Raw genomic sequence first — 26,349 nt, forward strand, 5'->3', positions numbered from 1 at the left:
AGCCGTACTCTAGCCAACCATCACAAAATTTTCTTGATTTTTAAAGTATGGTTTTAGGCTCTCATAAGCAGATTGAATATTTTTAAATTTCTTTGCATATTCTTCTTGTATGAGAGGATTTTTGTTGGCATGCCTATCTGGGTGATAGATATTTACAAGTGAAAGATAGCTTTGTCTGATAGTTTCAAAGTCATCATCTTTTTTGCAACCCAAAATCCCAAAATTTTCCTCAAGTAAATTTGCAAGCACAGAAAATCTGCTTACAAATTTACTTGAGCTTTTTATTTTTATGCCTTGTTTAAAGGCTTTGTAGTCTTTTTCATTATAGATAAAATTTACGCTAAATTTTGGATAGCTTCTTTTGTAGAGTAGTTTGTTTAATGTGTTTATGTCGTTGTCATTTGAGATGGTGATGTTTAAAAAATCATCATTTTTGCTAAAAATAACATTACTTTTTACCAGACTCTCACTGATGTAGCTAGCAAAATCTCTGCAAAGTGCATCTTTTAGTTCAAATTTGACTTCATTTTTTACAAAATTTACGTTTAGGCTAATGACTGGAGTTAGTGTATTTTTTTGAACAAAGCCAAGCTTTATGGTTTTATAGTTTGCAAAACGAATATCGAGCTTATCATCACTTTGTTTTTCATAAAGTTTTTTTATAAATTTTAAGAAGCACTTGCGTTGCGGGATTTCGCTCTCTTCATAAAACGAAATAACCTTATTTTTATTAGATAAAATTTTTGTAAAATTTCTGCTTATCATATCTCTAAGCTCACGAAACAAAGTGTCATTATCAGTTAAAATGCTTAGAGATTCTAATGTTTGCGTAACTTTCATTGCCTACTCCACATAAAATATTACATGTTTTAGCAATAAGCATTCCAAATTTATATTTTTTTTATATCTTGGCCTTTAATGTACTCTGCAAATTCGTTTTTTAGTTTATTTTCTTTATACGAGATCGCCTCTTCTTTTGTATAAGAAACGGCTTCTTTTTGAGTTTTTTTGGCCTCACCTTGCTCTTTAGTAAGTTCTTTTTTTATCTCTTTTAAACTATCGAAAAAATCATTCATCTTTGCTCCTTTTATTTTTATTGGATTTTACTAAAACAGTTATAAAATTAAAATGAATACAATTTTTCTTTAAGGAAAGTTTAGCTAATATCTCGACTTAACTTTCTTGTGCGCTCGTAGCTCAGCTGGATAGAGCATTTGATTGCGGTTCAAAAGGTCAGAGATTCGAATTCTCTCGGGCGCACCATCTTTTTAATTCTTAATGACAAACTTCATAATTTTTATAGTAAAATAAGCAAAAAAATTAAAAGAGAAAAAATGGATTTTCAAAATATTCAAAAACAAATTTCGGTACTAAAAGAGAGTTTGACAGCATTAGAACAAAATAGTGAGCACGAGATCGGCTTGGCAGTTGGAGTTGTTGAGTTTAATAAAAATGCTGATGAACTTAAAAAAAAGCTTACAAATTTAAAAGGTGAAAGCGATTTTTTTAAAAGTGTCTTCAATACAGAGGACTATTATGAAAACATTAGTACTTATTTGGAACAGATAAAGAGAAGCTTAAATTATAAAATTGAGAAAAATGGCGTGAGCTTTAAGGCAAATGAAAATTTACAAGAAAGCTATGTCGCCATTTTAAATATAATAGAAATTTTAGTAGCAGAGTATCAAATACAAAACAAAAATAAAGCGAAAAATCTCTTTTCTAGGACAACAGATACTACTCAAATAAAATCAATACTTGCGGAGCTAAATACTCTACAAGAGCGTATACATAATGTTTTGCATATTCATTCTAGGATAGTTTCAAATGTTATTTTGCAAAATTTTAAGATAATTTATACGTTCTTTTATAATTGTATTAAGGCTGCAAAGCAACGCAAAGATGAGCTTTTGCTAGTGGAGATCGCGGGTATAACTGATAAGATAATAACTATGATAAAACCAGTCTTTAGTGCAAAAATTTTAAATACAAATGAGCTTATTTATCACTACTTAATCTTTGAGCTAAAAGAACTAAAAGCTTGTGCGATAGGCGAGGAGCTAGTTTAAAATTTTATCAATTATCTCTTTTGCTCCATTTGGCAAAAGGATATCTTTTAGAGCTTTGCTACTTTTGTTTAGATCAAAATTTTCTATCATTCTTATAACTTCGTCTTTGTCTAAATTTTCTCCATTTTGCAAGCAAATTTCAGCAATGCCCTTATCTTTTAAAAATTTAGCGTTATAAAACTGATGATTACCAGCAGCATAAGGAAATGGCACAAAGATAGATGGAAGGGCGTTTGCACAAATCTCCCAAAGCGAGCTAGCTCCTGCTCTTGATATGGCAAGGTCAGCCTTGCTCATCTTATTTTCTATCTCTTTACTAAATTCAAAAATTTCTAAATTCGTTTCATTAAAGCCAAGTTCATCATATTTTTTTTTAAGTTCATCAAAGCCGTTTTTACCACATTGATGAATTATTTTTATGCCTTTTTCTTTAAGATATGGAGCTAAATTTATAGCTAGCTCGTTTATCGCTTTTGCGCCTTGTGAGCCGCCTAAAAACAAAATAGTCTTTAGCTCCTCTCTCACTCTTGCACTATCAAAAAATTTCTTTGCCACAGGGTAAGGGTAGGGCGAAGCTTCATCATAAGAGCTAAAAAAGCCTTTAGCATAAGGCCTTAAAATTTTATTTAATTTGCCCATTACAGCATTTTGTTCGTGGATAAAAAGCGGTACTTTTGAGATAATGGCTCCAATAGCCGCTGGAGCTGCTGAATAGCCACCAACGCTAATGACTGCTTTAACGTCATTTTGCTTAAAAATTTTTCTACATTTTAAAGCAAGATTTACGATATTTGTTAGTGATTTTAGCTTAGCAAAGCCTCTCTTATTTACCACGCCACTACTTGGTAAGAAAAATTTTTGTAAAAAATTCTCGTCATTTTCAAACCAAAATTTATCTTGACCACTAGTTGAGCCGATAAATATAGGCTTGATATCACGAGTATTAAGCTCCTCGCAAAAGCTTCTTGCGATAGCTAAATGCCCACCAGTGCCTCCACCGCAAATAACAATCATAATTTTGCCCTTTTACTAACCATCAAAACCATGCCGATACCGATACAAATCGCAAGCACAGAGCTACCGCCGTAACTAAGAAATGGCACAGCAATACCTTTGATAGGCGTGATCGATGTGATACCATAGCTATTCATTAAAAATGAAAACGATAAGATAAGCCCGACACCAAGCGTAAATAGATGATAGACCTTATTTTCGCTTCTAGCTGAAATTCTAAAAATTCTATAAAGTAGCGTTATAAATATAGCTACAATACACAAAATACCAAATACACCAACCTCTTCAGCAATACCAGCTAATACAAAGTCAGTATGGACCTCACTTAAAAAGCCGAGCTTAAAGATACCAGCACCAAGTCCTTTGCCGAAAAATTCGCCATGCTTTATAGCATTTAATGAGTGAGAAATTTGATATGGTTCTGGCGCATCAGCCACTCTTAATACATCTGCAACGCTGTCAGGCAAGAAAGAAAGCACCATATTTTGTATCGTGCCCCACCATGACTTTATACGTAAAATTCTATGTTCAGAGCTGACTATCGCTACTGTCATAACAAAAGCAGCTCCTAATATACCGATGCTAAAAAGTCTCGCACTTGCTCCTGCGAAAAGTGCCATAGTCACAAATGTAAGCGCCAGCACGACCACTTGACCAAGGTCATTTTGCATAACAGCGATAAGAAAGATAGCAACACCAAAAAGAATAATATAAGGCATAAGTATCTTAATCTCATCTAGCAAGGTTCTTTTGCCTTCACTAAATTTTCTAGTAAAACTCCAAGCCAAGAAGTAGACAAAACCGATTTTAAAAAACTCAACTGGAGCTAGTGAAAAACCAGGTAGCCTGATCCAACGCCTAGCACCACCAGCGTCAGTTACCATTGAAGCTGGCAATGCATGCATTAGCCCCATGGCGATACCGCAAGATATAAGAAGTCCAAATCCTATCCAAACAAGCGTCTTTTCAGGATTAAGCCTAGAAAGCCACCACATAATGAAAATTCCGATACAACCAACAATAAACTGGCGGATAAAAAAGTGAAACTCGTCGTAATTAAAAAATAAAACCGTAAAAACTGGCAAAGATAGTGAAAAAATAATGCTTATAGCGATCAAAGTCGAACAAAGATAGAAAATGATCTTATCAACTGCCAAAATTTAACTCCAAGTTTAAAAAGTGCCAAAGTATAATAAAAAACGGCTTACAAAGATATTATTTGCTATAATTGCAGGCTTTAAGGAAGAGTATGAAGATAGGTATATTTGACTCAGGACTTGGTGGACTGAGCGTCTTAAATGAGGCTTTAAGCAAGCTTAGCGAGCATGAATTTTTATATTACGCAGACATTAAAAATGTCCCGTATGGACAAAAAAGTAGGGATGATATCTTAAAATTTAGCTTTGATGCGGTGAAATTTCTCATAGAAAATGGCGCAAACGCCGTTGTAGTAGCTTGTAACACGGCAACAAGCGTAGCGATAAAAGAGCTTAGAGCAAATTTAAGCGTGCCGATCATCGGTATGGAGCCAGCCATAAAAAAGGCTCATGACTTAAGCCATAATGATGCCTTAAAAACACTTGTCATAGCCACTCCGGTCACCGTAAATGGTGCAAAACTAAAAGAGCTGATCGCAAATTTACATGCAAAAGATAAAACTGAGCTACTTGCTCTACCACGCCTTGTAAATTTTGCTGAAAATGGGGAATTTGATACCAAAAACGTAAAATCATATCTAAAAGAAGAGTTAGACAAATTAGATCTAAGCAAATTTGGTTTTTTAGTGCTTGGCTGCACGCATTTTAACTATTTTAAAGATAGCCTAAGAGAAATTTTGCCGACAAATATAAGCATAATTGATGGCAACGAAGGGACAATAAACCGACTCATAAGTGAGCTTGGACTAAAAATTTCTACTTTAGATCAAGCCCCAAAAGTTAGATTTTTCTATTCTGGTGATGAAGTATTCAGTAAATTTGAGCTAGATAAAATTTCAAGAAATTTAACTCATCTAGAAAAGATGAGGGCGATTTGCTAGGTTAAATCTAACTAAATAGCACAAATAAAAATTTTATAAAATACACTAAATTTTACATATTTTTATATGTATTTAGGCTTTTCTTTGCCTTATTATATAAACCACACTTATTACAGTAACTACAGCCAAAAGAGTGATCGTGATCAATAAAAGTGTCTGTTTGCCAGGATTTGAACCTAGAAAATAGCCAACTCCAAGCAAAACAGCACACCAAATCCCAGCTCCTAGCGTGGTAAATAGGCAAAATCTAGAAATGTTCATCTTAGCAAGTCCGGCTGGTAGGCTGATGTATTGGCGAATGCCAGGAATCAGACGTGAGTTAAATGTAGAAATTTCACCGTGTTTATTGAAAAATGCTTCAAATTTATCCATTTTTTCGTGAGTGATTCCCACAAATTTGCCGTATTTTAAAACGATCTCGCGACCAAAAAAGTAGCAAAGATAATAGTTAAAAATAGCGCCAAGTAAACTACCAAACGTGCCTACAAGAAAGGCCAAAATTAAACTCATTTCACCTTTATGCGCCAAATAGCCAGCCGGTATCATTGCGACCTCGCTTGGAAATGGAAAAAACGAGCTTTCTAAAAACATCATCACAAATATGCCAGCATAACCCCAGCTACTTACGCTCGCAACTATAAAATCAATAACATCATGCAGCATTTAAATTCCTGAAAAATTTTAAAGTGAGCCATTTTAGCAAAGCATAACTTAAGCTTTTTGACAAAAATAAAGAGAGTTTGTAGCTTATTAAAACAAGATGAAAGTAGAAACAAAATAGGGCGAAAGCTCGCCCCATTTTTAAAATGCAGGTATAACTTCGCCTTTATAGCGAGTAATGATGAAATTTTTAGTATCAGGGCTAAGTACCGCATCAACTAAAGCTTTGATTTTAGGATTGTTTTCATTGCCGGCCTTTGTAACGATGATGTTAGCATAAGGACTATTGGCGTCTTCAAGTAAAAGCGCGTCTTTTGCCACGCTCATGCCAAGATCAAGGACGAAATTTGTACTAATGGCAGCGATATCGACATCATCAAGAGTTCTTGGTATCTGAGCACCCTCAAGCTCTACAAACTGTAAATTTTTAGAATTTTTAGTTATGTCATTTATAGTTGCAACTTTTACGTTTTTATCGATCTCGATAAGGCCAGCCTTTTCTAAAATTCTAAGCGCTCTGTTGCCATTTGATGGATCATAAGCGATCGCAACTTTTGCACCATCTTTTAACTCTTTTATGTTTTTTATCTTTTTAGAGTAAAAGCCAAGTGGCTCGACATGGACATTTGCAACACTTACAAGATGCAAGCCTCTAGCCTTGTTTTGCTCCTCAAGATATGGTAAATGCTGAAAGAAATTTGCGTCCAAACTGCCATCTTCTGTGGCGACATTTGGGATAGAGTAGTCTGAAATTTCAGAGATAACAAGGTCGTAGCCTTTATCTTTTAGCTTTGGCTTTACAAATTCTAAAATTTCAGCGTGTGGTACTGGTGATACGCCGACTACGATAGTGTGGTCCTTGTCGGCTGCATGAAGGCTTAGAGCAACTAAAGATGCGGTTAAAAGTTTGATAAATTTCATTGTTTTTCCTTTTTTTGTTTGGTTTAAGCGACGCTAAAAAGGTAAAAGCTTTTACGTCGCTTATTTAAAATTTTAATTAAAATGCTGGAAGAATAGCGCCGTTGTATTTGATCTCGATAAATTTTTTAACTTCTGATGAGTTTATTGCTTTATCAAGAGCCTTTATTTTAGGGCTATTTTCGTTACCAGACTTTACTACAACGTAGTTTACATACGGGCTATTTTTGCTTTCAAGCACAAGTGCGTCTTTTACCGGATTAAGATTAGCATTTAGAGCGTAGTTTGTGTTAATAACTGCGATAGTAACATCATCAAGCGTTCTTGGTACTTGAGCAGTCTCTATCTCTTCAAATTTAAGCTTTTTAGGGTTATCAACTATATCAAGCGGAGTTTTTAGTGGATTATCGTTTAGCTTAATAAGTCCAGCGTTTGCAAGAATATCTAAAGCACGGCTTTCATTTGTCGGATCATTTGGGATAGATACGGTCGAACCATCTTTTAGATCTTTGATGTCTTTTATCTTTTTAGAATAAACTCCCATTGGCTCAAGATGAACGCCAACTGTTTTTATAAGATGAGTGCCTTTGTTTTTGTTAAATTCTTCAAGATATGGAAGGTGCTGAAAGAAATTTGCATCTAAATCGCCATCTTCTGTTGCAAGGTTTGGCGTGGTATAGTCGTTAAATTCTTTAATCTCAAGTGTATAGCCATCTTTTGCCAAAATAGGCTTTACAACCTCTAAAATTTCAGCATGTGGGATAGGTGTGGCACCAACGATTATTGTTTTTGATTTATCAGCTGCATTTGCACTTACACTAAGGCCTAGGGCAACTAAAGAGGTAAGAAGTAGTTTTTTCATTTATTATCCTTTTTTAAAATTTGCCAAGCACCAAAAAAGGATAAATTTAAGCTAGAGGATTAAATTTCTTTTTAAGCGCTTAAGCTAGTTCTAAGCACTTAAAAAGAAATTTTGTGCTTAGAGATTAGTCTTTCGACAACGCGTTTTTTAATAGGCGGCACATGTGGCACATATCTGATTTCATCTTTTATCCTTTCAGCTAAAAATTAATTCGGGCAATTTTAAGGAAAAAAGCTTAAAATCAGATAAAAACAAAGGCCTATTTTTTAGAAATTTTATATAAGTAGTTACCTAAAACTTGAAAAATTTGAACCATAATGATAAGAATAACCACGGTGTAAAGCATGATATCTGGACGAAATCTTTGATATCCGTAGTTTATAGCGACAGATCCTAGTCCGCCACCACCAACTGCTCCAGCCATCGCTGAAAAGCCGATATTTACGATAAGTGTTAGCGTAAATGCCGAGATAATACCAGGAAGTGCCTCTACAAACATCACTCTAAAGATGATCTGAAATTTCGAGCTTCCAAAGCTTTGAGCAGCTTCGATGATGCCTTTATCAACCTCTTTTAGCGCATTTTCAATAAGTCTTGCTACAAATGGAGCCGCGCCAATAGTTAGCGGAACGATCGCAGCTGTGGTGCCAATGCTAGTGCCCACGATCATTTTTGTGACCGGAAAGAGCACGATGATGAGGATAATAAATGGAAAGCTTCTAAGCACGTTTATAACGATATCAAGTACAAAATAAAGTTGCTTGTTTGGCTTTAGACCATCTTTGTCTGAAAGTATGAGCAAAACCGCAGGTATAAGGCCTATGGCAAAGGCGAGTAGGGTTGAGACGATGCTCATATATAGTGTCTCGCCGATAGCTGGCAGCAGTATCCTAGAAAATACATCTGGAAATTTAGAAAAGTCAATATCAAACATCAAGCAACCTCCCATAAAACGCCACTTTGCTTGATATAGTTAAGCACGTTTTCTTTATCTTTTTCATCTATGTTTATGACAAGCGAGCCAAGGACGTTGTCGTTTAGCTTCTCAAGCTTGCCCCAGACTATATTAAAGTCGATATTTAGGCTTCTAGCCATGTGCGTGATCACGCTGTTTTGAGCCACTTCTTTTGGAAAAAATAGCCTAATATTCGTACCAGTGCTTGGCAGAATTTCAACTTCGCCCAAAAACTCTTTCATTTTCTCATCTGGCTTTAAAAATAGCTCCTCAATGCTTCCAGAGCCTATGATCTTGCCGCCTTCTAGCAAGATCGCTCGTTTTGCGATCGATTTTACAACCTCCATCTCGTGCGTGACGATGACGACGCTGATATCTAGCTCTTTGTTTATCTTTTCAAGCAGCTCTAAAATTTGATTTGTCGTGTTTGGATCAAGAGCCGAAGTCGCCTCGTCGCTTAGTAAAATTTTAGGATTTAAAGCAAGCGCTCTGGCGATCGCCACACGCTGTTTTTGTCCGCCGCTTAGCTCGCTTGGATAGCTTTTTGCCTTGCTTTCAAGACCGACTAAATTTAAAAGTTCTCTTACTCTTTTTTCGGTTTCATCGCTTTTATAACCCCAAAATTTAAGCGGAGTAGCGACGTTTTCAAAAACATTTTTTCTAGCCATTAATGCAAAATGCTGAAATATCATCCCAACATCTCGCCTTAAATGCCTTTGCTGTGTCTCATCTAAATTTTTTATCTCTTTATCAAAGACTTTTAGGCTACCACCTTGATAGCTCTCTAGGCCATTTATGCACCTTAAAAGCGTTGATTTACCAGCGCCACTATGACCCACGATAGCAAAAATTTCACCCTTTTTAACCTCTAAATTTATATCAAAAAGGATCTGCGTACCACCATAAAATTTACTTAAATTTTCTATTTTTATCACTATTTTTCTCCAAGAGCTTCTAATTCTTCACATACTTTTTTAAATTTAGCCTCAGCGCTTTGCAAAGCCTCTTTGTTTGTCTCTATAACTTCTTTTGGTGCGTTTGCCACGAAATTTTGGTTATTTAGCATACCTGAAAGCTTAGCTATCTCTTTTTCAAGCTTTGTCTTTTGAGACTTGAGCCTTGTGATGATACCGCTCATATCAAGCCCTTCAAGCGGGACAAATGCCTCTAAATTTTCGCTCACATCTCTTATGGAGTTTTCTATTTTCTCATCTACAAAGCCGATCTCTTCGCATTTTGCAAGCAGCTTGATATACTCTTTAACCTCGTCAAGATCTATTTTTTCATTAAATTTAACAAAGGCTTTTGCGATCTTTGAGTTGCCAAGATCTATGGTCGCTTTTGCACGGCGAATAGCCACGATCGCTTCGATAACTAGCTCAAATTTCTTCTCAACCTCTAAATTTCGCTCTTTTACCTCTGGGTAGCACATCACCATTATCGATTTTGCATTTTCAAGCTGTGTGCCGCTAAGCTCTTGAAATAGGTACTCTGAAAGAAACGGCATGAAAGGATTTAGCAGCTTCATCGTCTCTTTAAATATACTTCCAAGCTCTTTTACGCTCGCTTTGTCAGCCTTGCTAAGCTCGATGCCCCAGTCACAAAACTCATCCCAAAGGAATTTATAAAGTGTGTTTGCTGCGTCATTGAAGCGGTAAGCGTCGATGTTTTCGCGCACCTCTCTCACGCACTCGTTAAAGCGGCTATTCATATAAATTCCAAGCTTTGTTTGAAGTTTGATATCCTCTAAATTTGGGAATTTGTTCTCATTTAGCATGAGGTATTTGCTCGCGTTATAAAGCTTGTTAGTAAAATTTCTTACCTGCTTCATCTTGGCGTCGCTTAGCTTGATATCGCGTCCTTGAACTGCTAGAAGCGTTAGCGTAAAGCGCAATATATCGGCACTATACTCATTTATGCTATCAAGCGGATCGATGACGTTACCAAGACTCTTGCTCATCTTTCTGCCGAATTCATCCTTTACAAGCGCGTGCAGATAGATATCGTCAAATGGCAACTTACCAAGGGCATTTTCACCCTGAAACATCATCCTAGCAACCCAGAAAAATAATATATCAAAACCAGTTATAAGAAGGTTGTTTGGATAAAACTCAGCCAAGTCGCCTTCAAACCATTTTTCATTTTTTAGCTCATTTTCATTGCCCCAGCCAAGCGTACTAAATGGCCAAAGACCAGAGCTAAACCATGTATCTAGCACATCTGGATCTTGATGAAAATTTTTACTTTTACACTTTTTGCACTCGCACGGCTCACCCTCATCAGCCCACATATGACCGCAATCATCGCAATAAAATACTGGAATTTGGTGCCCCCACCAAAGCTGGCGTGAGATACACCAGTCTCTTAGCTCTCTCATCCACGCGTTAAAGCTGTTTATCCAGTGCGGCGGATAAAATTTAGCAAGGCTCTCTGAGACCTTTTGTATCGCTTCGTCTGCGATCTCTTTTTTGACAAACCATTGTTTTGAGATATATGGCTCGACGACGTTTTTGCAGCGGTAGCAGTATCCCACTTGGTTTTCATAGTCCTCGATTTTTTCGACATTGCCAAGTTTTTCAAGCTCGGCTACTACAATATCTCTAGCCTCAAGCCTCTCAAGTCCTGCAAATTTATCGCACTTGTCGTTTAAAATACCCTTTTCGTCAAATACAGTAATAAACTCAAGATCGTGTTTTTTGCCTACCTCGTAGTCGTTTTGATCATGCGCAGGCGTGACCTTAACAAGGCCTGTTCCAAACTCCATATCAACGTGCTCATCTGCGATGATCTCGATCTCTCTATTTATGATAGGTAGAACAACCTTTTTGCCGATTAAATTTTTATAGCGCTCGTCGTTTGGATTTACCATTACGGCGGTGTCACCAAAGTAGGTCTCCGGGCGAGTTGTCGCCACTACAACGAAATCGCTTGGCTTATCTGCAAAATAATATCTCAAATGATAGAGCTTGCCTTTATTCTCTTTGTGCTCAACCTCGATGTCAGAAAGTGCGCCATCGTGCGTACACCAGTTTATCATATAGTTTTTCTGGACAATTAGCCCTTTGTCGTATAAATTTACAAAGGCTTTTTTCACAGCTTTTCTTAAGCCCTCATCCATAGTAAATCTCTGGCGCGACCAAGCCGGAGTGATGCCAAGCTTGCGCATCTGATGGACGATCATGCCGCCGCTTTTCTCCTTCCACTCCCACACTTTTTCTACAAATTTCTCACGACCAAGCTCTTCTTTTTTGATGCCTTGAGCTAAAAGCTGCTTTTCAACGACATTTTGAGTAGCGATGCCAGCGTGGTCAAGCCCTGGCTGCCAAAGTGTCTTGTAGCCGTCCATCCTCTTGTAACGAGTCATGATGTCTTGGAGCGTGAAGGTTAGGGCGTGTCCGATGTGAAGCGAGCCAGTCACATTTGGAGGTGGCATCATAATGCAAAATTTACGTCCATCTTTTTGGATATCTTTGTTCGCGTCTATCTCGAAGTATCCGCGTTCTTCCCAAATTTTATAAAATTTATCTTCTATCTCTTTTGCATTGTAAAATTCTGCCACTTTTGTATCCTCTTTCGTTTAAAAAATGCTTAATGTTATCTAAAATTTGTTTAAAAAAATCTTTGCAAAAGTGGGGAAATATGGGCTTGGGGCGGTTAAACGCCCCGGAATTTATATGGCTTATTTAACAGTAAAGCTTCGCTGAGCTAGGTCGTAGTCATTTTGTCTTTCGTTATACATATTTTCAGTTGTGACCGCACCAAGTGAGCATTTGCCGCCAAGTCTTACACGATAAGGTGTGTAAAGCACAGCCTCTCTCTTGTCACTATCTAATGTATAAAAACTTAAAACGCGATCATCTTTTATGCTCTGATATTCAAGCTCAATGCTATCTTTAAGACTCTTATTAAAGCCACTTAAATTTTCATTTATTGGCTCAAAGCAGCTGCTTACGATCTCGTTTATTACACCATTTTTAACCATAGCTTTAGAATTTATCACTATTTTTGAATAGACAACATCATTTACTCTTAGGCTGTCAAGACCTAGCTCTTTGCCTTTTTCATCGACAAACGTTCTATAAACATCAAGCTCTTTTGGCTCTATTTTATGTTTAATCTCAAGTGGCACATAAGCATAGCTTAAAATAGTGGCATATAGCTTGTTTTCACCAAGTGGAGTGATGGTAAAATTTCCATCTTTTGCTGTAAATGATACGCTTAAAAGGCCGTCAAATTCTTTACTTTCGCCGTTGTAGCTAAGTTTAAATTTATTGTTTTTCTCGCCACTATCTTTGCCAAAGTAGGCGTTTAGCGCCCTAAGGGTAAATGCACGCTCCTGTGTTGAGCTTAGCTCATTTAAATTTGTGATCAAGAAATTTGCAAGATCATCTGAGTAGTCGTTTTTCTCAAAATATTTTGCGTGCAGATACAAGATAAATGCATTGTCTCTCATCTTTGAGCCAAAGCTAGAATAATCCCTGCTGTAATCAGCTATCTGAGCTTTTTTAATATCTTTTAGCGCCACCTTTGCTTCGTCATTTAAGCCGTTTAGCTTTAGAGCCGCTGCCATTAGATATTTATTAAGTGCAGTCGTATTGTAAGCTTTGTGGTCATAAATTTTATTTAGCACTGATTTGTCAGCAACATTTGCACGGGAGCTTACATAGATAGCATATAGAGCTTCAATATCTGTGTTTGTATATTTTAAGAGCGAATTTAATGCTCTTTGCTTTACATTTTTATTTAGCTCATATCCAGCCTCTTCAAGATCAAGCAGTACATCAGTTGCATAGATCGAAGCAAATGCATTAGTACTACCTAGATCGCTCCAGTAACCAAAGCTACCATCTGGTTTTTGCATCTTAATTAGCTCACTCATACCGCTTGCAATAAATCTCTTTTGATCATTTTTTTCAAGCTCATCTTTTGGCTTTAAATTTAAAAGTGCAAGCAACCTTGAGCTCCTTTGCTCCGCACATCCATAAGGATACTCGACTAAATTTTTAGAAGCTGCTAATAGCACGCTTGAAACCGAGCTTGACGCATCTATACCAACATTGTGAAAGCCTTTTGGAAGCGAGATCATGCTCTCTTTATCAAAGACGCTACTTCTTGCATAGGTGCTAATCGTATAAGGATTAACTACATCAAGTAAATTTTGAGCCGTTTTTGAGCTGTTTTTGTCGCTTATAGTCACGTTATACTCGGCCGCACCAGCCTCAAGAGCTGAAATTTTAAACGTAAAGGCTTTGTTTTCAAGTGGCTTTAAATTTGCATTTTCTTTTGTTTTGATGCTTAAATTTTTACTGCTAGCCACTTTTATGGTTAAATTTTTATCCTCACTTGTCGTATTTATGAGCCTTAAATTTGCATTTAGCTCATCGCCTTTTAAGAGATAAACTACGACACTTGGCTTTATGATGACTTCATCTTTTATGAGAATTTCGCTACTTACTGCGTTCATGCCGCTTTCATTATTTGCCACAACGTCCACTCTGACGGCTGAGTTAAAGCCATTTGGTGTTTTAAACTCGTATGAAATTTCACCCTTGTCGTCTGCTTGAAGGCTTATCAAATTTGCAAAAGTTTTTACATTTTTACTATCGACCGGGCTTGCATGTTTTGCCATCTTGGCCTCCATGGCCATCGCCGTCATGTCACCACCAAAATTTAGTATTTTACCTTCGACCTTGTAATTTGTGAGCCTATTATAAATGTCGTAGTCAAAGACACCGTCTGGTAAAATTTTGTCAAAAAATTTAAGCGGATCGGCTGGTTTTTGTGAGGTGATATCAAGTACGCCAACATCTGTGATAAATAAATTTACGTAAGCTTTTGGCTTTGTTTTTAGTGAAATTTTAATGTTTTCATCGCTTTTTGCGGCTTTTGGTGCATCAAGACTAAGGTCAATCTTTCTTGAAGACTTATCAGCCTTAGCATAAACCTTACCGTAAGTCCTAAACGGAGTTAATCCACCATCTGTCATGCGGTAGATATTTGCACTCACGTAAAGTCCGCTAAAATCAAAGTCAAGTTTAAATTTCACATTTGCTGAGTTGTTTTTTATCTTAACGACCTTGTAAGCTTTCACGCCACCATCTTCAAGTGTAACAAGGGCGATGCCTTCTTTTATAGCTGAGCTTATATCAGCACTTAGTTCATCGCCTTTTTTGTAGATATTTTTATTTAGTTTGATTTGAGATTTGCTAAGCTCTTTTGTTGGTGCTAGAGTCGAGTAGTTGTAGCCACTTACGTCCATATCAAGGCTTGTGCTTGCTCCACTTACTAGATTTGTAGCGATGATCACATATGAGCCACTTTGTGTAAATTTATAGCTAAACTCGCCATTGTCTTTATAAAAATTATCCACATCTTCTAGCGTTTGAAACCACTTTATATAGCCATTTGTATCTCTTTGGTATTGCCAAGTAACACGTTTTATTTCAAATTTCAAATTTGATTTTACGGCCTTTTGACTTGACATATCTACCACAACCGTTCTTATTTTTACATCTTCGTTTGGCTCAGCAAATGTCGTGCTTGCTGCGATACCGACCATATCCTTGTAAGGATAGAGCGTAAAGCTTTTTGCCTCGCTTACGTTCTTGCCATCGTCATTTACGTTGAAATTTATAACACCTTTTATGATAGAAGGTGCGTTTTTAGTACTAAAACTAAGGTCTATAATATGACTTGATTTGCCATCTTTTGAAAGTGTAAAATCACTAACATAGCCTGGATATGAGCTTGCTTTTATCGTATCGTTTTTAAATTTATACTCTTTGTATTCACTATTTTTGTATTCATCATCAAAAAAGTCTACTTGTAAATTTCCATCAAGCTCACTAGCTGCACCGCCAAAAAGGTAGTTGCTTCTTAGATTGGCCCTTAAAAGATCGTTTTTGAAAAAATTTTCCGACTCAAGGACAATTTCATTTTTAATCCTATTTGGCACAAAGCTCTCAACATAAAATGGTACGCTTGATATCACTTTGCTAGCGTAAATAACTTGCATGTTAAATCTACCGCTTAGATCACTTAATATCTCTTTTTCGAAATTTATCATGCCAGCATCATTTGTATTTTGTGAAATTTCACTACTGCTTTTGCCTTGTGGGTCTATAAATTTAATCTTAACTGGCATATTTTTAAGCGGTTTAAAATCTCTATCTCTTAGATAAATTGCCCCTTGCAAGCTCTCATTTGGCCTTATAATGTTTGACGCAAAATGCGTATAGGCATCGATGGTATCACTTGGATTTTGGCTGATAAATTGAGCATCATTTAGTGCTTCATTTTCTTGTATGATGAGGAAATTTTGCTCTTTGCCAAGCGAAACCACGACAGATGATGCGATTTTGTGTATATCTTTTTTATCAAATTTAAATACACCCTCATCATTTGTAGCACCAATAGCTATTTCCTCGTTTTTTACACCGTAAATTTTAACATTTGCATTTGGCAGCATTGTATTTTCGCCAAGGCGATTTGCAAAGACAAAAATTTCATCCTTGCCAAGCTTGACGTTTACGGCAATGTCGCTTAAGTAAACCACTTTTGAGATGCTCTTATTTTTGCCGTAGTTTAAATTTATCTTATATACGCCGTCTCCTACACCTGCAAAGTCAAGTTTTATCTTGTTAAGCGCGATCTCATTTAAAGCACCATCAAGCTTATAGCTCTTTTGTGCTACTTGAGTACTAAAGCTACTTAGATTTTCGCTATCGTAGTTAAAATTTAAAAAAAATCTAAAATTTTGTTCAGCAAGCCTTTCCACACTTACATTTAGCTCAGCTAAATTTGCACTTCTGATACCGATCTCACCGACACTTGATATGTATGGCTCATTGTTTATAAAATTTGCAAAAGGCATAAAATTAGTTGCTGTTACTTCGTAGTTTCTTGCCTCTCTTACGACATTTCTATCATCACCAAATCCAGGCTTGATAGTAATTTCGTATTTGTTTTGAGGCTTAAACTCATCGCTTGTAATATCAATGTAGTAATAATACTCGTTAAACTCAGGATTCTCTTCGTCGCTACCATTATATGTAACATCACTAATGCTAAAGTTTTTTACATCTTTTATGTTTATAAATTTCTTTAGGTTGATGTCATCATCAAGCCAATTTTTTAGATAAATTCTAAAGCCCAAGATGCCATTATCAAGACTCACTGGATAAATTTCAGGTATCTCAAGGCTTTTAGCTTTGGCATTTATATTTACATTCTCTTCTTTTGCTTCGTTTGTAAATTTTACTCTCGTCTCACCTGCGAGTTTAGCCTTAAATTTACTCTCAAAATTCTCACCTAGATCAAAAATGGGCTCGCTTATATTTTTATCAAGATTAAGCTCAAAGCTAGTGCTAGTTAGCTCAGTTGCATTAAAATTTGCACCTTTTACTGTGATAGTTTTTATCGTACTTATATCCACTTCGTCGTTAAATTTAAGTATATATGAACTATCGCTTAGTTTTTCTATATTTGCTAGATTAAACTCTTCTGTGGTAAATCTAGCCATGCTGCCATTTTCTAGCTTACAGCCATACTCTACGCCCGCATGCATATCTTTTGTAAAAAGCAGCAAACTTTGATCTCTAAACTTTACTATGCCATTTAGTGCCGGCTGACATGAGATGATCTTTTTATCGCTTAGTGTTCCAACAAGATTTTTGCTTACTTTATCTTCTAGTCCAAATTCTACACTTAGGGGCGATTTTATCTCAGCAGTACCATTTAGGCTAAAAGCATATAAATTTACCACCCCCAGGAGTGCCATAAGTGCTACTTTTTGACGCATGTTATCTCCTTAGTTTTATTGTTATTTCACTTTGATTTGAATTCTCATCAAGACACTTTATACTATGCTCGCCAAGAGTCATATCAAGCTTTTTCTCACTTGCATTCTCTATCTTTGTAAAATTTAAATCATCTATTTTTAGGTAAATTTCATCACCTAAGAACGCGTAGCATTTTACCATAACTTGGGTAATATTTTCATCTGTAACTATCTCTTCTTTGTCATAAGGATAGGCAAAAACTGGCTTTTTATCTTTAAAAATTTCAGCACAAGGACTTTTTTGTATCTCATCTTTATCCAAAAGCTCATTTTTAACCAAAAAATCAAGCTCTTCGCCTCTTAAACTTTCGCACTTATCCTTTAAATCTACACCATTTATCCTATCATCAAGCGCCATTTTTTTACACTTTTCATAGTTAAAGGCATCAAGGCAGGTCGGTAGCTTTTCTATGCCATCTGGCTCACTCATAAATCTTAACTTCTCTTTTTGAGCGATTATCTTAAACATATCAAAAAGGCTCTTTGATACGTCATTTAGTCCTGTTAGTTTATCAGTTTTGCTAGCATTAAAATTTCCGATCCAAATAGCAATTGTATAATTTTCATCAACGCCTATGGCGTAAAGATCACGTGAGCTTGCGCTTGTGCCGGTTTTAAAGGCTATTTTTGGCGTATTTTGGGCGTACTGCCAAGCATTTTTTAGATACGACCTTGAGGCTTCGCTTAGCATTTTAGCGGTTAAATAGGCACTTTGAGGTGAAATGAGAGTTACATTTTTCTCTTCATTTTTGTAGTTCTTGCCAGCAAACTCAAGCGGCATGAAAACCCCGCCATTTGCGTATATCGTATAAAGATGCGCAAGATCAAGTAGGCTCATCTCAGCGCTGCCTAAAACTATCGAAGAGCCGTAAAATTCCTTGTTTTCATCAACTAAATTTACCTTTTCAAGTAGCTCGTAAAGTGAGTTGTCTTTTAGCTTTAAGTCTAAATTTATAACTGGGATATTGAGGCTAAAATTTAGAGCGTCCTTTGCGCTTACTAGCCCCAAAAAGTCGTTACTAAAGTTCTTTGGCACATATTCATTTAGATAAATTTGCGTGTCTATTAACTGCGAATTTGGCGTTATAAGCCCGCTATCAAGCGCAAGTGAGTAGATAAAAGGCTTTAGCGTGCTACCGGTGTTTCGCTTCATATTTAGGGCTGAGTTTTTGCCGTCACGCGCGTGCTCATCATGTGAGCCGATGAAGGCAACAACGCTCATTTTTTTGTTATCGATGACTACTGCAGCGGCATTATTTGCGTTTTTAGCCTTTAGCAAAAACATCGTATCTTTTAAAATTTTAAGCATATCTTTTTGTAAATTTAGATCCAGGTTTGCCTTTGAAATTTGGTTTTTAAAGGCGACATTTGCATAATCTTCCGCAGTTACGATAGCTTTTGCTCTTATATTTTTAAATGGCTCAGCTTGAGCTCTTTTAAAAGCACTAAGATCTATTAGCTTTGCCTTGTAAAGCATCTTTATGACTCTGTTTTTTAGAGCATTTATGTTTGAAACGCGGTCTAGTCTATTTTTGTTTGGATTTTTAGGGATCGTGCTTAAAAGTGCAGCCTGAGCGTAGCTAAGCTCGTTTAGCCCCTTACCAAAATAAAAGAAACTTGCCGCCTTTGCACCCTCGATATTGCCGCCATATGGGGCTAAATTTAGATAAAAATTTAAAATTTCATCCTTGCTAAAGTGAAACTCGAGCTGAAATGCTCTAAAAATTTCTCTTATCTTATTTTTATAACTCCTCTCATTTGGCTCAAGCATCCTAGCTACTTGCATCGTGATAGTGCTAGCCCCTATGCGGTTGTCGCTTTTTAGATTGTGAAAAAATGCTCTAAAAATGGAGGCAAAATTTACGCCAAAATGGTAGTAAAAGTACCTATCTTCAAAAAGAACGACGCATTGTTTTAGTGAGTTTGGGAAATTTTGCTCGTGAAATCTCCAAATTCCATCACTACTAAGCTTCATATTTATAATGTTGCCATTTCTATCAAGCAAAATTTTGGCTTCGTCTTTTTTAAGTGCATCTAAATTTAGTGGATAAATTTGATCTAATATCAAAAAAATAGCAACCAAAAGAGCCAAAAATAGGGCAAGGAATTTTAGAAATTTAAACTTTTTCATCCGCGTGATTATAGCTGTTAAAGTTTAAGTAGCTATAATTAGCCCTTTTTAAAAAAGAGGAAGACATGCCCTTATCTAGGTTAAACAAAGAACAATACACTGCAGCAACTGCACCATTTGGACACAATCTCATCATCGCCTCAGCTGGCACCGGGAAAACCAGTACCATTGTCGCACGCATAGCTCATCTTTTAAATTTAGGCATCTCGCCTGAGAAAATTTTGCTTCTAACTTTTACAAACAAAGCAGCCAGTGAGATGATAGAGCGTTTAAATAGGTATTTTGACAAGACCATAACCTCCAAAATCACCGCAGGCACCTTTCACTCGGTCTCATTTTCGCTTTTAAAAAGCCTTGGTAAAGGCGTCACGCTAAAGCAGCCAAGCGAGCTAAAGACGCTTTTAAAAAGTATTGTTGAGAGGCGTAAATTTTACCATTTAAGCGATGTCAAACCTTACGGCGGAGCCTATCTATACGACCTTTACTCACTCTTTCAAAACAGCGAGCAAGGCACAACTTTTGGCAAATGGATAAGTGCAAAGAGCGAAGAGCAGGGCGTTTATGCCGAAATTTATGAAGATGTTTTAGAGGAGTTTGAGGCTGAGAAGGCCAAATTTGCCTACGCTGATTTTAACGACCTTCTCATAAAAATGCGTGACGAGCTAAAAAAAGGAGCAAATTTAGCTTATGATGAAATTTTGATCGACGAGTATCAAGACACAAACACGCTTCAAGGCAGCCTTATAGACGCATTTAAGACAAAGAGCCTCTTTTGCGTGGGCGATTTTGACCAGAGTATCTACGCATTTAACGGCGCAAATATCGAGATAATAGGCTCTTTTAAAGATCGCTTCCCAAACGCAAATATCTACGCTTTAAATGTAAATTACCGCTCAAGCTCATGCATACTTGCCCTTGCAAACAAGGTCATAAACAATAACCCAAGGCTTTATGAAAAGCACCTCACAGTTAGTCGCGAGGGAAATTTCAAGCCTCCAAGGCTACTTGTCTATAACGAGCTTTTTGATCAGTATCAAAATATCGCCGACATCATCTCGCTCTCTCCATTTAATAGAGAAGATATCGCCATCATCTTTAGAAACAACTCCTCAGCGGACGGTATCGAAGTCGCGCTAAAAGAGCGAGGTATTGGCTCAAAGCGAAAGGGTGGGGTGAGCTTTTTTGAGAGCCGCGAGATCAAGGCACTCATCGACATCATGGGAATTTATGTCAATCCAAAAGATATAATGGCATTTATCCACATCTGTGAATACGCAAAAGGCGTTGGCAGCGCAGTTAGTAAAGAAATTTTTGACGCACTACTTAAGCTTGGACATGGAAATTTAATAAAAGGGATAGTTGAGCCAGATGAGAGTGTAAATATCTCATCAAATAAAAGGAGAAACTACCAGCTAGGCCTTTTTGACGATCTTGACGAATTTGCCGAGGTTTCAAGGTTTTCTAAGCTTGGCTTTAGCGATAAATTTCTAGGTCATCCAGTGCTAAAACTACAAAAGATAAGCGAGAGTGGGGCGCAGTTTTTATATGAAATTTTCAACTTTTTAAGAGGCATGAGAAATATCTCAAAGCCAGCCACGATGATAAATGAGATAAAAACTAGCAAAATTTACTCGCTAATCGTCGAAAACATCAGCACAAAAAGGGCAACTCTAAAAAATGGCAACGTCGATCTGGCGCTCAAAGAAGAGGTCAAAGAGCACATAATGGCAAAGAGCGTAGTGCTAAGCGAGCTAGCTAAAAAATATCAAGATATCAGTAAATTTTATAACTTCTTAGCCCTTGGAAGCAACGAGATGAGCGAAGGGCAGGGCGTTAGCTTGCTTAGCGTGCATGCGAGCAAGGGGCTTGAATTTGACCAAGTTTTCATAGTAGATCTCGCGCAAAACCGCTTTCCAAATTTAAAGCTAATGAGCATGGGTGGTAGCCTAGAAGAAGAAAGACGGCTCTTTTACGTGGCAGTAACTAGAGCAAAAGACGAGCTATATCTAAGTTATGCAAAATACGACAAGATAAAGAAGATCAACTACCAACCGAGTAGGTTTTTGATAGAGGCTGGCATGGCAAAAGAGGAAGTTTAAAGAGAATTTTAATCTTATTAAGTAAAATTGACCAATTTTTTACAAAGAGAAGTAATGAAAAAATCTAAAATTTTAATAATTCTGCTTATTTTAGGCGTCGGCGGATATTTTATCTATGATAATTTTTTTAAGATAAAAGATGAAAAGGTGGAGTTTATCACCAAAAAGGCGAAGAAGGGCTCATTTAGCAAAAAGGTCGATGCGACTGGAGAAATTTTCGCTACCGAGCTAGTTGATGTGGGTGCTCAGGTGAGCGGCCAGATAAAAAAGCTCTATGTTAAGCTTGGAGATCAGGTCAAAAAAGGTGATATGATCGCAAGTATCGATAGCTCAACCCAGCAAAATAGCATAGACAATAAAGAAGCTCAACTTGCCATCTACAAAGCTCAGCTTGAAAGCGCAAAAGTGGCTCTAAATATCTCTAAAACGCAGTTTGATAGAGAAAATGCACTTTTTGCCAAAAACGCCACTTCAAAACAAGAATTTGAAAGCGCAAAAAATACTTATAGCGCAAATAGTGCCAAGATAAAGGAGCTCGAGGCTCAGATCAAGCAGACAAATATCGAGCTAAGTACCGCTAAGATAAATTTAGGCTACACAAAGATCACCGCGCCAAGAGATGGCATAATAGTAAGCGTACAGGTCGAAGAGGGACAGACTGTAAATGCTAATCAAACTACACCAACTATCGTAAAGATCGCAGATCTTAGCTATGTTAAGATGAAGATGCAAATAGCTGAGGGCGACATCACAAAGATAAAGGTTGGCACACCAGTTGAATACTCGATCCTCTCTGAGCCAACGAAAAAATTTCAAACGACGGTTAGCTCAATCGACCCTGGCTTAACGACATTAAGCGATGGTAACTATGGCTCTAGCAGTAGTAGCAAATCCACAAGCTCAAGCACTTCAAGCAACTCAGCTGTTTATTATTACGCGCAAAGCATAGTTGAAAATAAAGATAAAATTTTAAGAATAGGCATGACAACACAAAATGAGCTTTTAATAGCAAATGTAAAGGACGCTATCATCGTACCAAGCATCGGCATTAAAAGAGATGAAAACGGCACATTTGTCTATGTTTTAAAAGATGGCAAAGCGGTAAAAACAGCGGTCAAAACTGGCATAAAAGACAACCTTGATACGCAGATCATTAGCGGCGTGAACGATGGCGACGAGATCATCACATCACAAGGCTCAGCAAGCGAGATAGCCAAGATGATCGAAAAAGAAAATAAGAAGTTTTAAGTGATAAGCCTAAAAAATATCACAAAAAGCTTTAAGCTTGGCGATAATGAGATAGAAATTCTTCATGGCATAAATTTAGAGATAAAAAAGGGCGAATTTATAGCCATTATCGGTCAGTCTGGCTCTGGTAAATCAACTCTGATGAACATCCTTGGCTGCTTAGATAGCCCAAGTGGCGGGCAGTACTTGCTAGATGGCAAAGATATATCAAAATTTGATAGCGACGCACTTGCTAAGCTTAGACGAGATAAATTTGGCTTTATCTTTCAAAGATATAACCTGCTTAGCACAATGAATGCTCTTGAAAACGTCGCACTTCCTAGCATCTACGCAGGAGCAAATAAGAGCGACCGAGAAAAAAGAGGGATGGAGATCTTAGACTCTCTTGGCCTTAGCGAAAAAGCAAAAAATTTACCAAATAAACTCTCAGGCGGACAACAGCAAAGGGTCTCCATAGCAAGGGCTCTGATGAATGGTGGCGAGATCATCTTGGCTGATGAGCCAACTGGTGCGCTTGATAGTAAAAGTGGGCTAAGAGTGATGGAAATTTTAGTGGATCTTTACAAAAAAGGTCATACCATCATCATCGTCACGCACGACCCAAAGATCGCCGAGTATGCTAGTCGTGTGATCGAGATAAAAGATGGCAACATCGTAAACGATAACGTAAAAAATAGCGAAATTTACGAGGCTACAAAGCAGAGCCAGCCAGAAAAAAGCAAATTTACCTACTATAAAGATCAGCTAATTGAAAGCTTTAAAATGTCGGTAAATGCGATGCTAGCTCATAAATTAAGATCACTTTTAACGATGCTTGGCATTATTATTGGCATCACTGCAGTCATTAGCGTCGTAGCTCTTGGCAAAGGCTCACAGGAGCAAATTTTAGCTGGTATCAGAAAGATCGGCACAAATACGATCGATATCATGCCAGGAAAAGGCTTTGGCGATATGCTCTCAGGTAGGGTAAAAACGCTCTCTATAAGTGACGCAAATATGCTCTCAAAGCAGTCATTTCTGGACTCAGTCACTCCAAACACAAGTACTTCAGGCGTACTAACGTATGAAAATATCTCCTTAACAGCGACACTAAAGGGCGGTGGAGTAGGGAGCTTTGACGTAAATGGACTAAAGCTAGAAAAAGGAAGAATTTACGATGAGGACGAGGTTTTAAACTCAGATTCTGTCACATTAATAGATCAAAATACCAAAAACAGTATATTTAAAAACGAAGACCCTATCGGCAAGATCATTCTTTTTAACAAAAAGCCACTTCGCATTATAGGCGTTTTGCAAAAAGATGAGTTTAAAGTCGGTGATGCTAGCTCGCTTAAAATTTATGCTCCATACACGACTGTGATAAACAAGATAACGGGCGATAAATTTATTAGCTCAATAACCGTAAAAGTAAATGAAAGCGTAAATGCTCAAATCGCAGAAAAGAGCCTAACTGATCTTTTAACGATAAAACACGGAAAAAAAGACTTCTTTACAAGGAATTCTGATAGCATCAAGCAAACTATCGAAGAGACGATCTCAACCATGCGCCTTCTAATATCAAGTATCGCCGTGGTTTCGCTAGTAGTTGGTGGCATAGGCGTGATGAATATCATGCTAGTCTCGGTCACCGAGCGCACCAAAGAGATAGGCATCAAAATGGCGATCGGAGCCAGACAGAGCAACATCTTGCAGCAGTTTTTGATAGAGGCGGTGCTACTTTGCCTTATCGGCGGAGCTATCGGCATAGCCTTTTCTTACGCGATCGGCTACATATTTAATAACTTTTTAGATGGCTTTAGCATGATCTTTTCAAACGGCTCAATCGTGCTTGCACTTGTTACATCGATGGCCATTGGCATCATCTTTGGCTACATGCCAGCCAAAAATGCCTCAAAACTAAATCCAATAGATGCGCTTTCAAGGGAGTAATATGAAATTTCTAAGCTTAGCTTTAGTACTTGTTTTAAGCGGCTGCGCTGTTAAAAATATAGATGAAACCTATAAACAAATTTTACTTGAAGATAACGCCAGCAGTGAGTTAAATTTAAACACTTCTTGGTGGAAGCAGTATCAGCAAAGCTACCTTGATGAGCTTGTAGTGCTTGCGCTTAAAAACAACACCGACCTTGCAAAAGCTGCGATAAATGTAAATAAAGCGCTCGCTCAAGCTGGCGTTTTGGAGGCAAATCTCATCCCAAGCTTTAACGCTGGCGTTGAGGCATCAAGCAACAAAAATATAAAAGAGGGTGGTGCTTCTAGCAGAAATTTTGGCTCAAATATAGGGCTTAGCTACGAGCTTGACCTTTGGCAAAAGCTAGCAAATAGCAAAGATGCAGCGATGTTTGAGGCAAGGGCTACTAAATTTGATCTGGAGGCTAGCAAACTAAGCGTGATAAACTCCGTAACAGACGCCTATTTTCAGATCTTATATCTAAATGAGAGCATTAAAACTTATGAGCAAATTTTAGAAATTTATAATGAGCTAAATAAGATAGTTGGGCTTAAATTTGAGCTTGGCAAAGAGGAGGCGTTAAGCCTAAAACAGATAAACTCACAGCTTTTAAATGCTCAAAATAAGATAGAAAGTGCCAAAAAAGAGCTTGTGGCTGCTAAAAAGACACTTAGAATTTTGCTAAATGAGAGGCCAGAATTTGAGCTTAAATTTGAAGACCTCACGCTAAGTCCAGTTAAAAGAGCGGGCGTTGATCTAGAGGTGCCAACAAGCGCCATAGCAAACCGACCTGATCTAAGAGCAGCCATTTACCGCATAGAAGAGGGCATCTTAAACTACAAAGCTAGCCAAAAGGAGTTCTATCCAAGCATCACGCTAGGAGCTAGCCTTAAAAGCAGTACCGACAAAAAAGAGGAAGCGTTTAATCTTAAATTTCTAAATGGCAATATCGCTTTAAATTTACCATTTTTAAACTATCACAAGCTAAAGTCAAATTTAAAAGTAAGTGAGGCAAATTTTGAGCTTGCAAAACTAAACTACATAAGCACTCTAAATAGCGCATTAAACGAGATAGACACATTTTACAAAGGCTACCTAAACGACGAAGCGCTGCTTATAAACTATCAAGAGCAGATAAAAAACTATGAGGAAATTTCAAAAATTTACGAGCTAAAATACTCCTACGGCAAGGTAGAACTAAAAGAATTTTTGGAGGCTAAAAACAGCGAGCTAGAGGCTAAAATAGGGCTATTAAAAGCAAAATACACGCTTTTACAAGACGAGCTAAATATCTACAAAGCCATGGCAGGCAAATTTAATAGGTAAATTATAGGCTTAGCTTGGAGTTATTAGGCTAACGAGTGTAGCGCAGATCGTTATATGAGTATAAAACTAAAACAAGCAAAAAAGATAGGTTAGCTAAATTTTCTACCACAATCGCTTAAATTTTTAAACTACAACGAAATATGTTATTTTTGAAAATTATAAAATTTTAACTGATTTTTTACAAATATTTTTACATCAAATTTAATGGATAAATTAAAATCATACAAAAGATAAAATCC

18 protein-coding genes and 1 tRNA gene are annotated in these 26,349 nt (G+C 37.1%); 7 read left to right on the forward strand and 12 right to left on the reverse strand.

Annotation, left to right across the window (positions count from 1 at the left end):
* Window positions 1-9: 9 nt before the first annotated feature.
* On the reverse strand, window positions 10-840 hold the full coding sequence (locus F3G69_RS04760) for an adenylosuccinate lyase (RefSeq protein ID WP_149714562.1): 831 nt from the start codon (window positions 838-840) through the stop codon (window positions 10-12).
* Window positions 841-890: 50 nt separating this feature from the next.
* The gene (locus F3G69_RS04765; protein ID WP_149714563.1) at window positions 891-1,076 is read right to left on the reverse strand and encodes a hypothetical protein; all 186 of its coding nucleotides are present in this window, start codon (window positions 1,074-1,076) and stop codon (window positions 891-893) included.
* Between the two features lie 110 nt (window positions 1,077-1,186).
* On the opposite strand from F3G69_RS04765, the gene F3G69_RS04770 reads away from it, so the two are divergent.
* Together F3G69_RS04770 and F3G69_RS04775 are read left to right on the forward strand one after the other, a co-directional pair.
* A tRNA-Arg gene (locus F3G69_RS04770) sits at window positions 1,187-1,263 on the forward strand.
* A gap of 71 nt (window positions 1,264-1,334) precedes the next feature.
* Window positions 1,335-2,069 (forward strand): imidazole glycerol phosphate synthase, encoded by a 735-nt coding sequence (locus tag F3G69_RS04775; protein WP_084041322.1) that lies wholly within the window; start codon window positions 1,335-1,337, stop codon window positions 2,067-2,069.
* Here F3G69_RS04775 and murG read toward each other — a convergent pair.
* A complete protein-coding gene (murG, locus tag F3G69_RS04780) occupies window positions 2,061-3,083 on the reverse strand; it encodes an undecaprenyldiphospho-muramoylpentapeptide beta-N-acetylglucosaminyltransferase (protein ID WP_149714564.1) in 1,023 nt (340 codons plus the stop codon). The two genes, F3G69_RS04775 and murG, sit on opposite strands and share 9 nt — an antisense overlap.
* Window positions 3,080-4,240, reverse strand: a complete 1,161-nt coding sequence (locus F3G69_RS04785; RefSeq protein WP_149714565.1) for an FtsW/RodA/SpoVE family cell cycle protein — start codon at window positions 4,238-4,240, stop codon at window positions 3,080-3,082. The genes murG and F3G69_RS04785 overlap by 4 nt, the downstream gene beginning before the upstream one ends.
* Window positions 4,241-4,332: 92 nt before the next feature.
* On the opposite strand from F3G69_RS04785, the gene murI reads away from it, so the two are divergent.
* Window positions 4,333-5,121, forward strand: a complete 789-nt coding sequence (gene murI / locus F3G69_RS04790; RefSeq protein ID WP_103600964.1) for a glutamate racemase — start codon at window positions 4,333-4,335, stop codon at window positions 5,119-5,121.
* Window positions 5,122-5,193: 72 nt separating this feature from the next.
* On the opposite strand, the gene F3G69_RS04795 is transcribed toward murI, so the two are convergent.
* The 8 genes from F3G69_RS04795 to pbpC form a co-directional block, all read right to left on the reverse strand.
* The gene (locus F3G69_RS04795; protein ID WP_188115334.1) at window positions 5,194-5,784 is read right to left on the reverse strand and encodes a DedA family protein; all 591 of its coding nucleotides are present in this window, start codon (window positions 5,782-5,784) and stop codon (window positions 5,194-5,196) included.
* Window positions 5,785-5,922: 138 nt separating this feature from the next.
* Entirely contained in the window at window positions 5,923-6,702 is a 780-nt protein-coding gene (locus F3G69_RS04800) for a MetQ/NlpA family ABC transporter substrate-binding protein (protein WP_087585897.1), read from the reverse strand.
* 76 nt (window positions 6,703-6,778) lie between these two features.
* Window positions 6,779-7,561 (reverse strand): MetQ/NlpA family ABC transporter substrate-binding protein, encoded by a 783-nt coding sequence (locus F3G69_RS04805; RefSeq protein ID WP_103559279.1) that lies wholly within the window; start codon window positions 7,559-7,561, stop codon window positions 6,779-6,781.
* Window positions 7,562-7,820: 259 nt separating this feature from the next.
* Entirely contained in the window at window positions 7,821-8,495 is a 675-nt protein-coding gene (locus tag F3G69_RS04810; RefSeq protein ID WP_009293812.1) for a methionine ABC transporter permease, read from the reverse strand.
* A complete protein-coding gene (locus F3G69_RS04815) occupies window positions 8,495-9,451 on the reverse strand; it encodes a methionine ABC transporter ATP-binding protein (RefSeq protein WP_149714566.1) in 957 nt (318 codons plus the stop codon). Before F3G69_RS04815 ends, F3G69_RS04810 begins: the two co-directional genes overlap by 1 nt.
* Window positions 9,451-12,075 carry a valine--tRNA ligase gene (locus tag F3G69_RS04820; protein WP_149714567.1) on the reverse strand — a complete coding sequence of 875 codons (2,625 nt, stop codon included), beginning with the start codon at window positions 12,073-12,075 and terminating at the stop codon, window positions 9,451-9,453. Before F3G69_RS04820 ends, F3G69_RS04815 begins: the two co-directional genes overlap by 1 nt.
* A 120-nt stretch (window positions 12,076-12,195) precedes the next feature.
* Window positions 12,196-17,316 (reverse strand): alpha-2-macroglobulin family protein, encoded by a 5,121-nt coding sequence (locus tag F3G69_RS04825; protein WP_149714568.1) that lies wholly within the window; start codon window positions 17,314-17,316, stop codon window positions 12,196-12,198.
* A 1-nt stretch (window position 17,317) separates the two neighbouring features.
* Window positions 17,318-19,486: a penicillin-binding protein 1C gene (gene pbpC, locus F3G69_RS04830; protein WP_149714569.1), complete on the reverse strand. Its 2,169-nt coding sequence runs from the start codon at window positions 19,484-19,486 to the stop codon at window positions 17,318-17,320.
* 65 nt (window positions 19,487-19,551) lie between these two features.
* On the opposite strand from pbpC, the gene F3G69_RS04835 reads away from it, so the two are divergent.
* Genes F3G69_RS04835 through F3G69_RS04850 form a run of 4 tightly spaced genes read left to right on the forward strand, consistent with a single transcriptional unit; the run spans window position 19,552 to window position 26,110 of the window.
* Window positions 19,552-21,585: an ATP-dependent helicase gene (locus F3G69_RS04835; protein ID WP_149714570.1), complete on the forward strand. Its 2,034-nt coding sequence runs from the start codon at window positions 19,552-19,554 to the stop codon at window positions 21,583-21,585.
* Between the two features lie 54 nt (window positions 21,586-21,639).
* Window positions 21,640-22,833 carry an efflux RND transporter periplasmic adaptor subunit gene (locus F3G69_RS04840; protein WP_149714571.1) on the forward strand — a complete coding sequence of 398 codons (1,194 nt, stop codon included), beginning with the start codon at window positions 21,640-21,642 and terminating at the stop codon, window positions 22,831-22,833.
* The gene (locus tag F3G69_RS04845; protein ID WP_149714572.1) at window positions 22,834-24,762 is read left to right on the forward strand and encodes a MacB family efflux pump subunit; all 1,929 of its coding nucleotides are present in this window, start codon (window positions 22,834-22,836) and stop codon (window positions 24,760-24,762) included.
* Window position 24,763: 1 nt separating this feature from the next.
* Window positions 24,764-26,110 (forward strand): TolC family protein, encoded by a 1,347-nt coding sequence (locus F3G69_RS04850; RefSeq protein ID WP_149714573.1) that lies wholly within the window; start codon window positions 24,764-24,766, stop codon window positions 26,108-26,110.
* Window positions 26,111-26,349 lie beyond the last annotated feature (239 nt).

The organism is Campylobacter concisus (genome assembly GCF_902460625.1).
Taxonomy (GTDB): Bacteria; Campylobacterota; Campylobacteria; order Campylobacterales; family Campylobacteraceae; genus Campylobacter_A; species Campylobacter_A concisus_AD.

Bases quoted from the DNA above. Each gene is read 5' to 3' on its own strand.
- F3G69_RS04835 (WP_149714570.1), top strand. From the start codon at position 19,552: ATGCCCTTATCTAGGTTAAACAAAGAACAATACACTGCAGCAACTGCA.
- murG (WP_149714564.1), bottom strand. From the start codon at position 3,083: ATGATTGTTATTTGCGGTGGAGGCACTGGTGGGCATTTAGCTATCGCA.
- F3G69_RS04760 (WP_149714562.1), bottom strand. From the start codon at position 840: ATGAAAGTTACGCAAACATTAGAATCTCTAAGCATTTTAACTGATAAT.
- pbpC (WP_149714569.1), bottom strand. From the start codon at position 19,486: ATGAAAAAGTTTAAATTTCTAAAATTCCTTGCCCTATTTTTGGCTCTT.
- F3G69_RS04840 (WP_149714571.1), top strand. From the start codon at position 21,640: ATGAAAAAATCTAAAATTTTAATAATTCTGCTTATTTTAGGCGTCGGC.
- F3G69_RS04850 (WP_149714573.1), top strand. From the start codon at position 24,764: ATGAAATTTCTAAGCTTAGCTTTAGTACTTGTTTTAAGCGGCTGCGCT.
- F3G69_RS04805 (WP_103559279.1), bottom strand. From the start codon at position 7,561: ATGAAAAAACTACTTCTTACCTCTTTAGTTGCCCTAGGCCTTAGTGTA.
- F3G69_RS04795 (WP_188115334.1), bottom strand. From the start codon at position 5,784: ATGCTGCATGATGTTATTGATTTTATAGTTGCGAGCGTAAGTAGCTGG.
- F3G69_RS04825 (WP_149714568.1), bottom strand. From the start codon at position 17,316: ATGCGTCAAAAAGTAGCACTTATGGCACTCCTGGGGGTGGTAAATTTA.
- murI (WP_103600964.1), top strand. From the start codon at position 4,333: ATGAAGATAGGTATATTTGACTCAGGACTTGGTGGACTGAGCGTCTTA.
- F3G69_RS04775 (WP_084041322.1), top strand. From the start codon at position 1,335: ATGGATTTTCAAAATATTCAAAAACAAATTTCGGTACTAAAAGAGAGT.
- F3G69_RS04800 (WP_087585897.1), bottom strand. From the start codon at position 6,702: ATGAAATTTATCAAACTTTTAACCGCATCTTTAGTTGCTCTAAGCCTT.
- F3G69_RS04765 (WP_149714563.1), bottom strand. From the start codon at position 1,076: ATGAATGATTTTTTCGATAGTTTAAAAGAGATAAAAAAAGAACTTACT.
- F3G69_RS04810 (WP_009293812.1), bottom strand. From the start codon at position 8,495: ATGTTTGATATTGACTTTTCTAAATTTCCAGATGTATTTTCTAGGATA.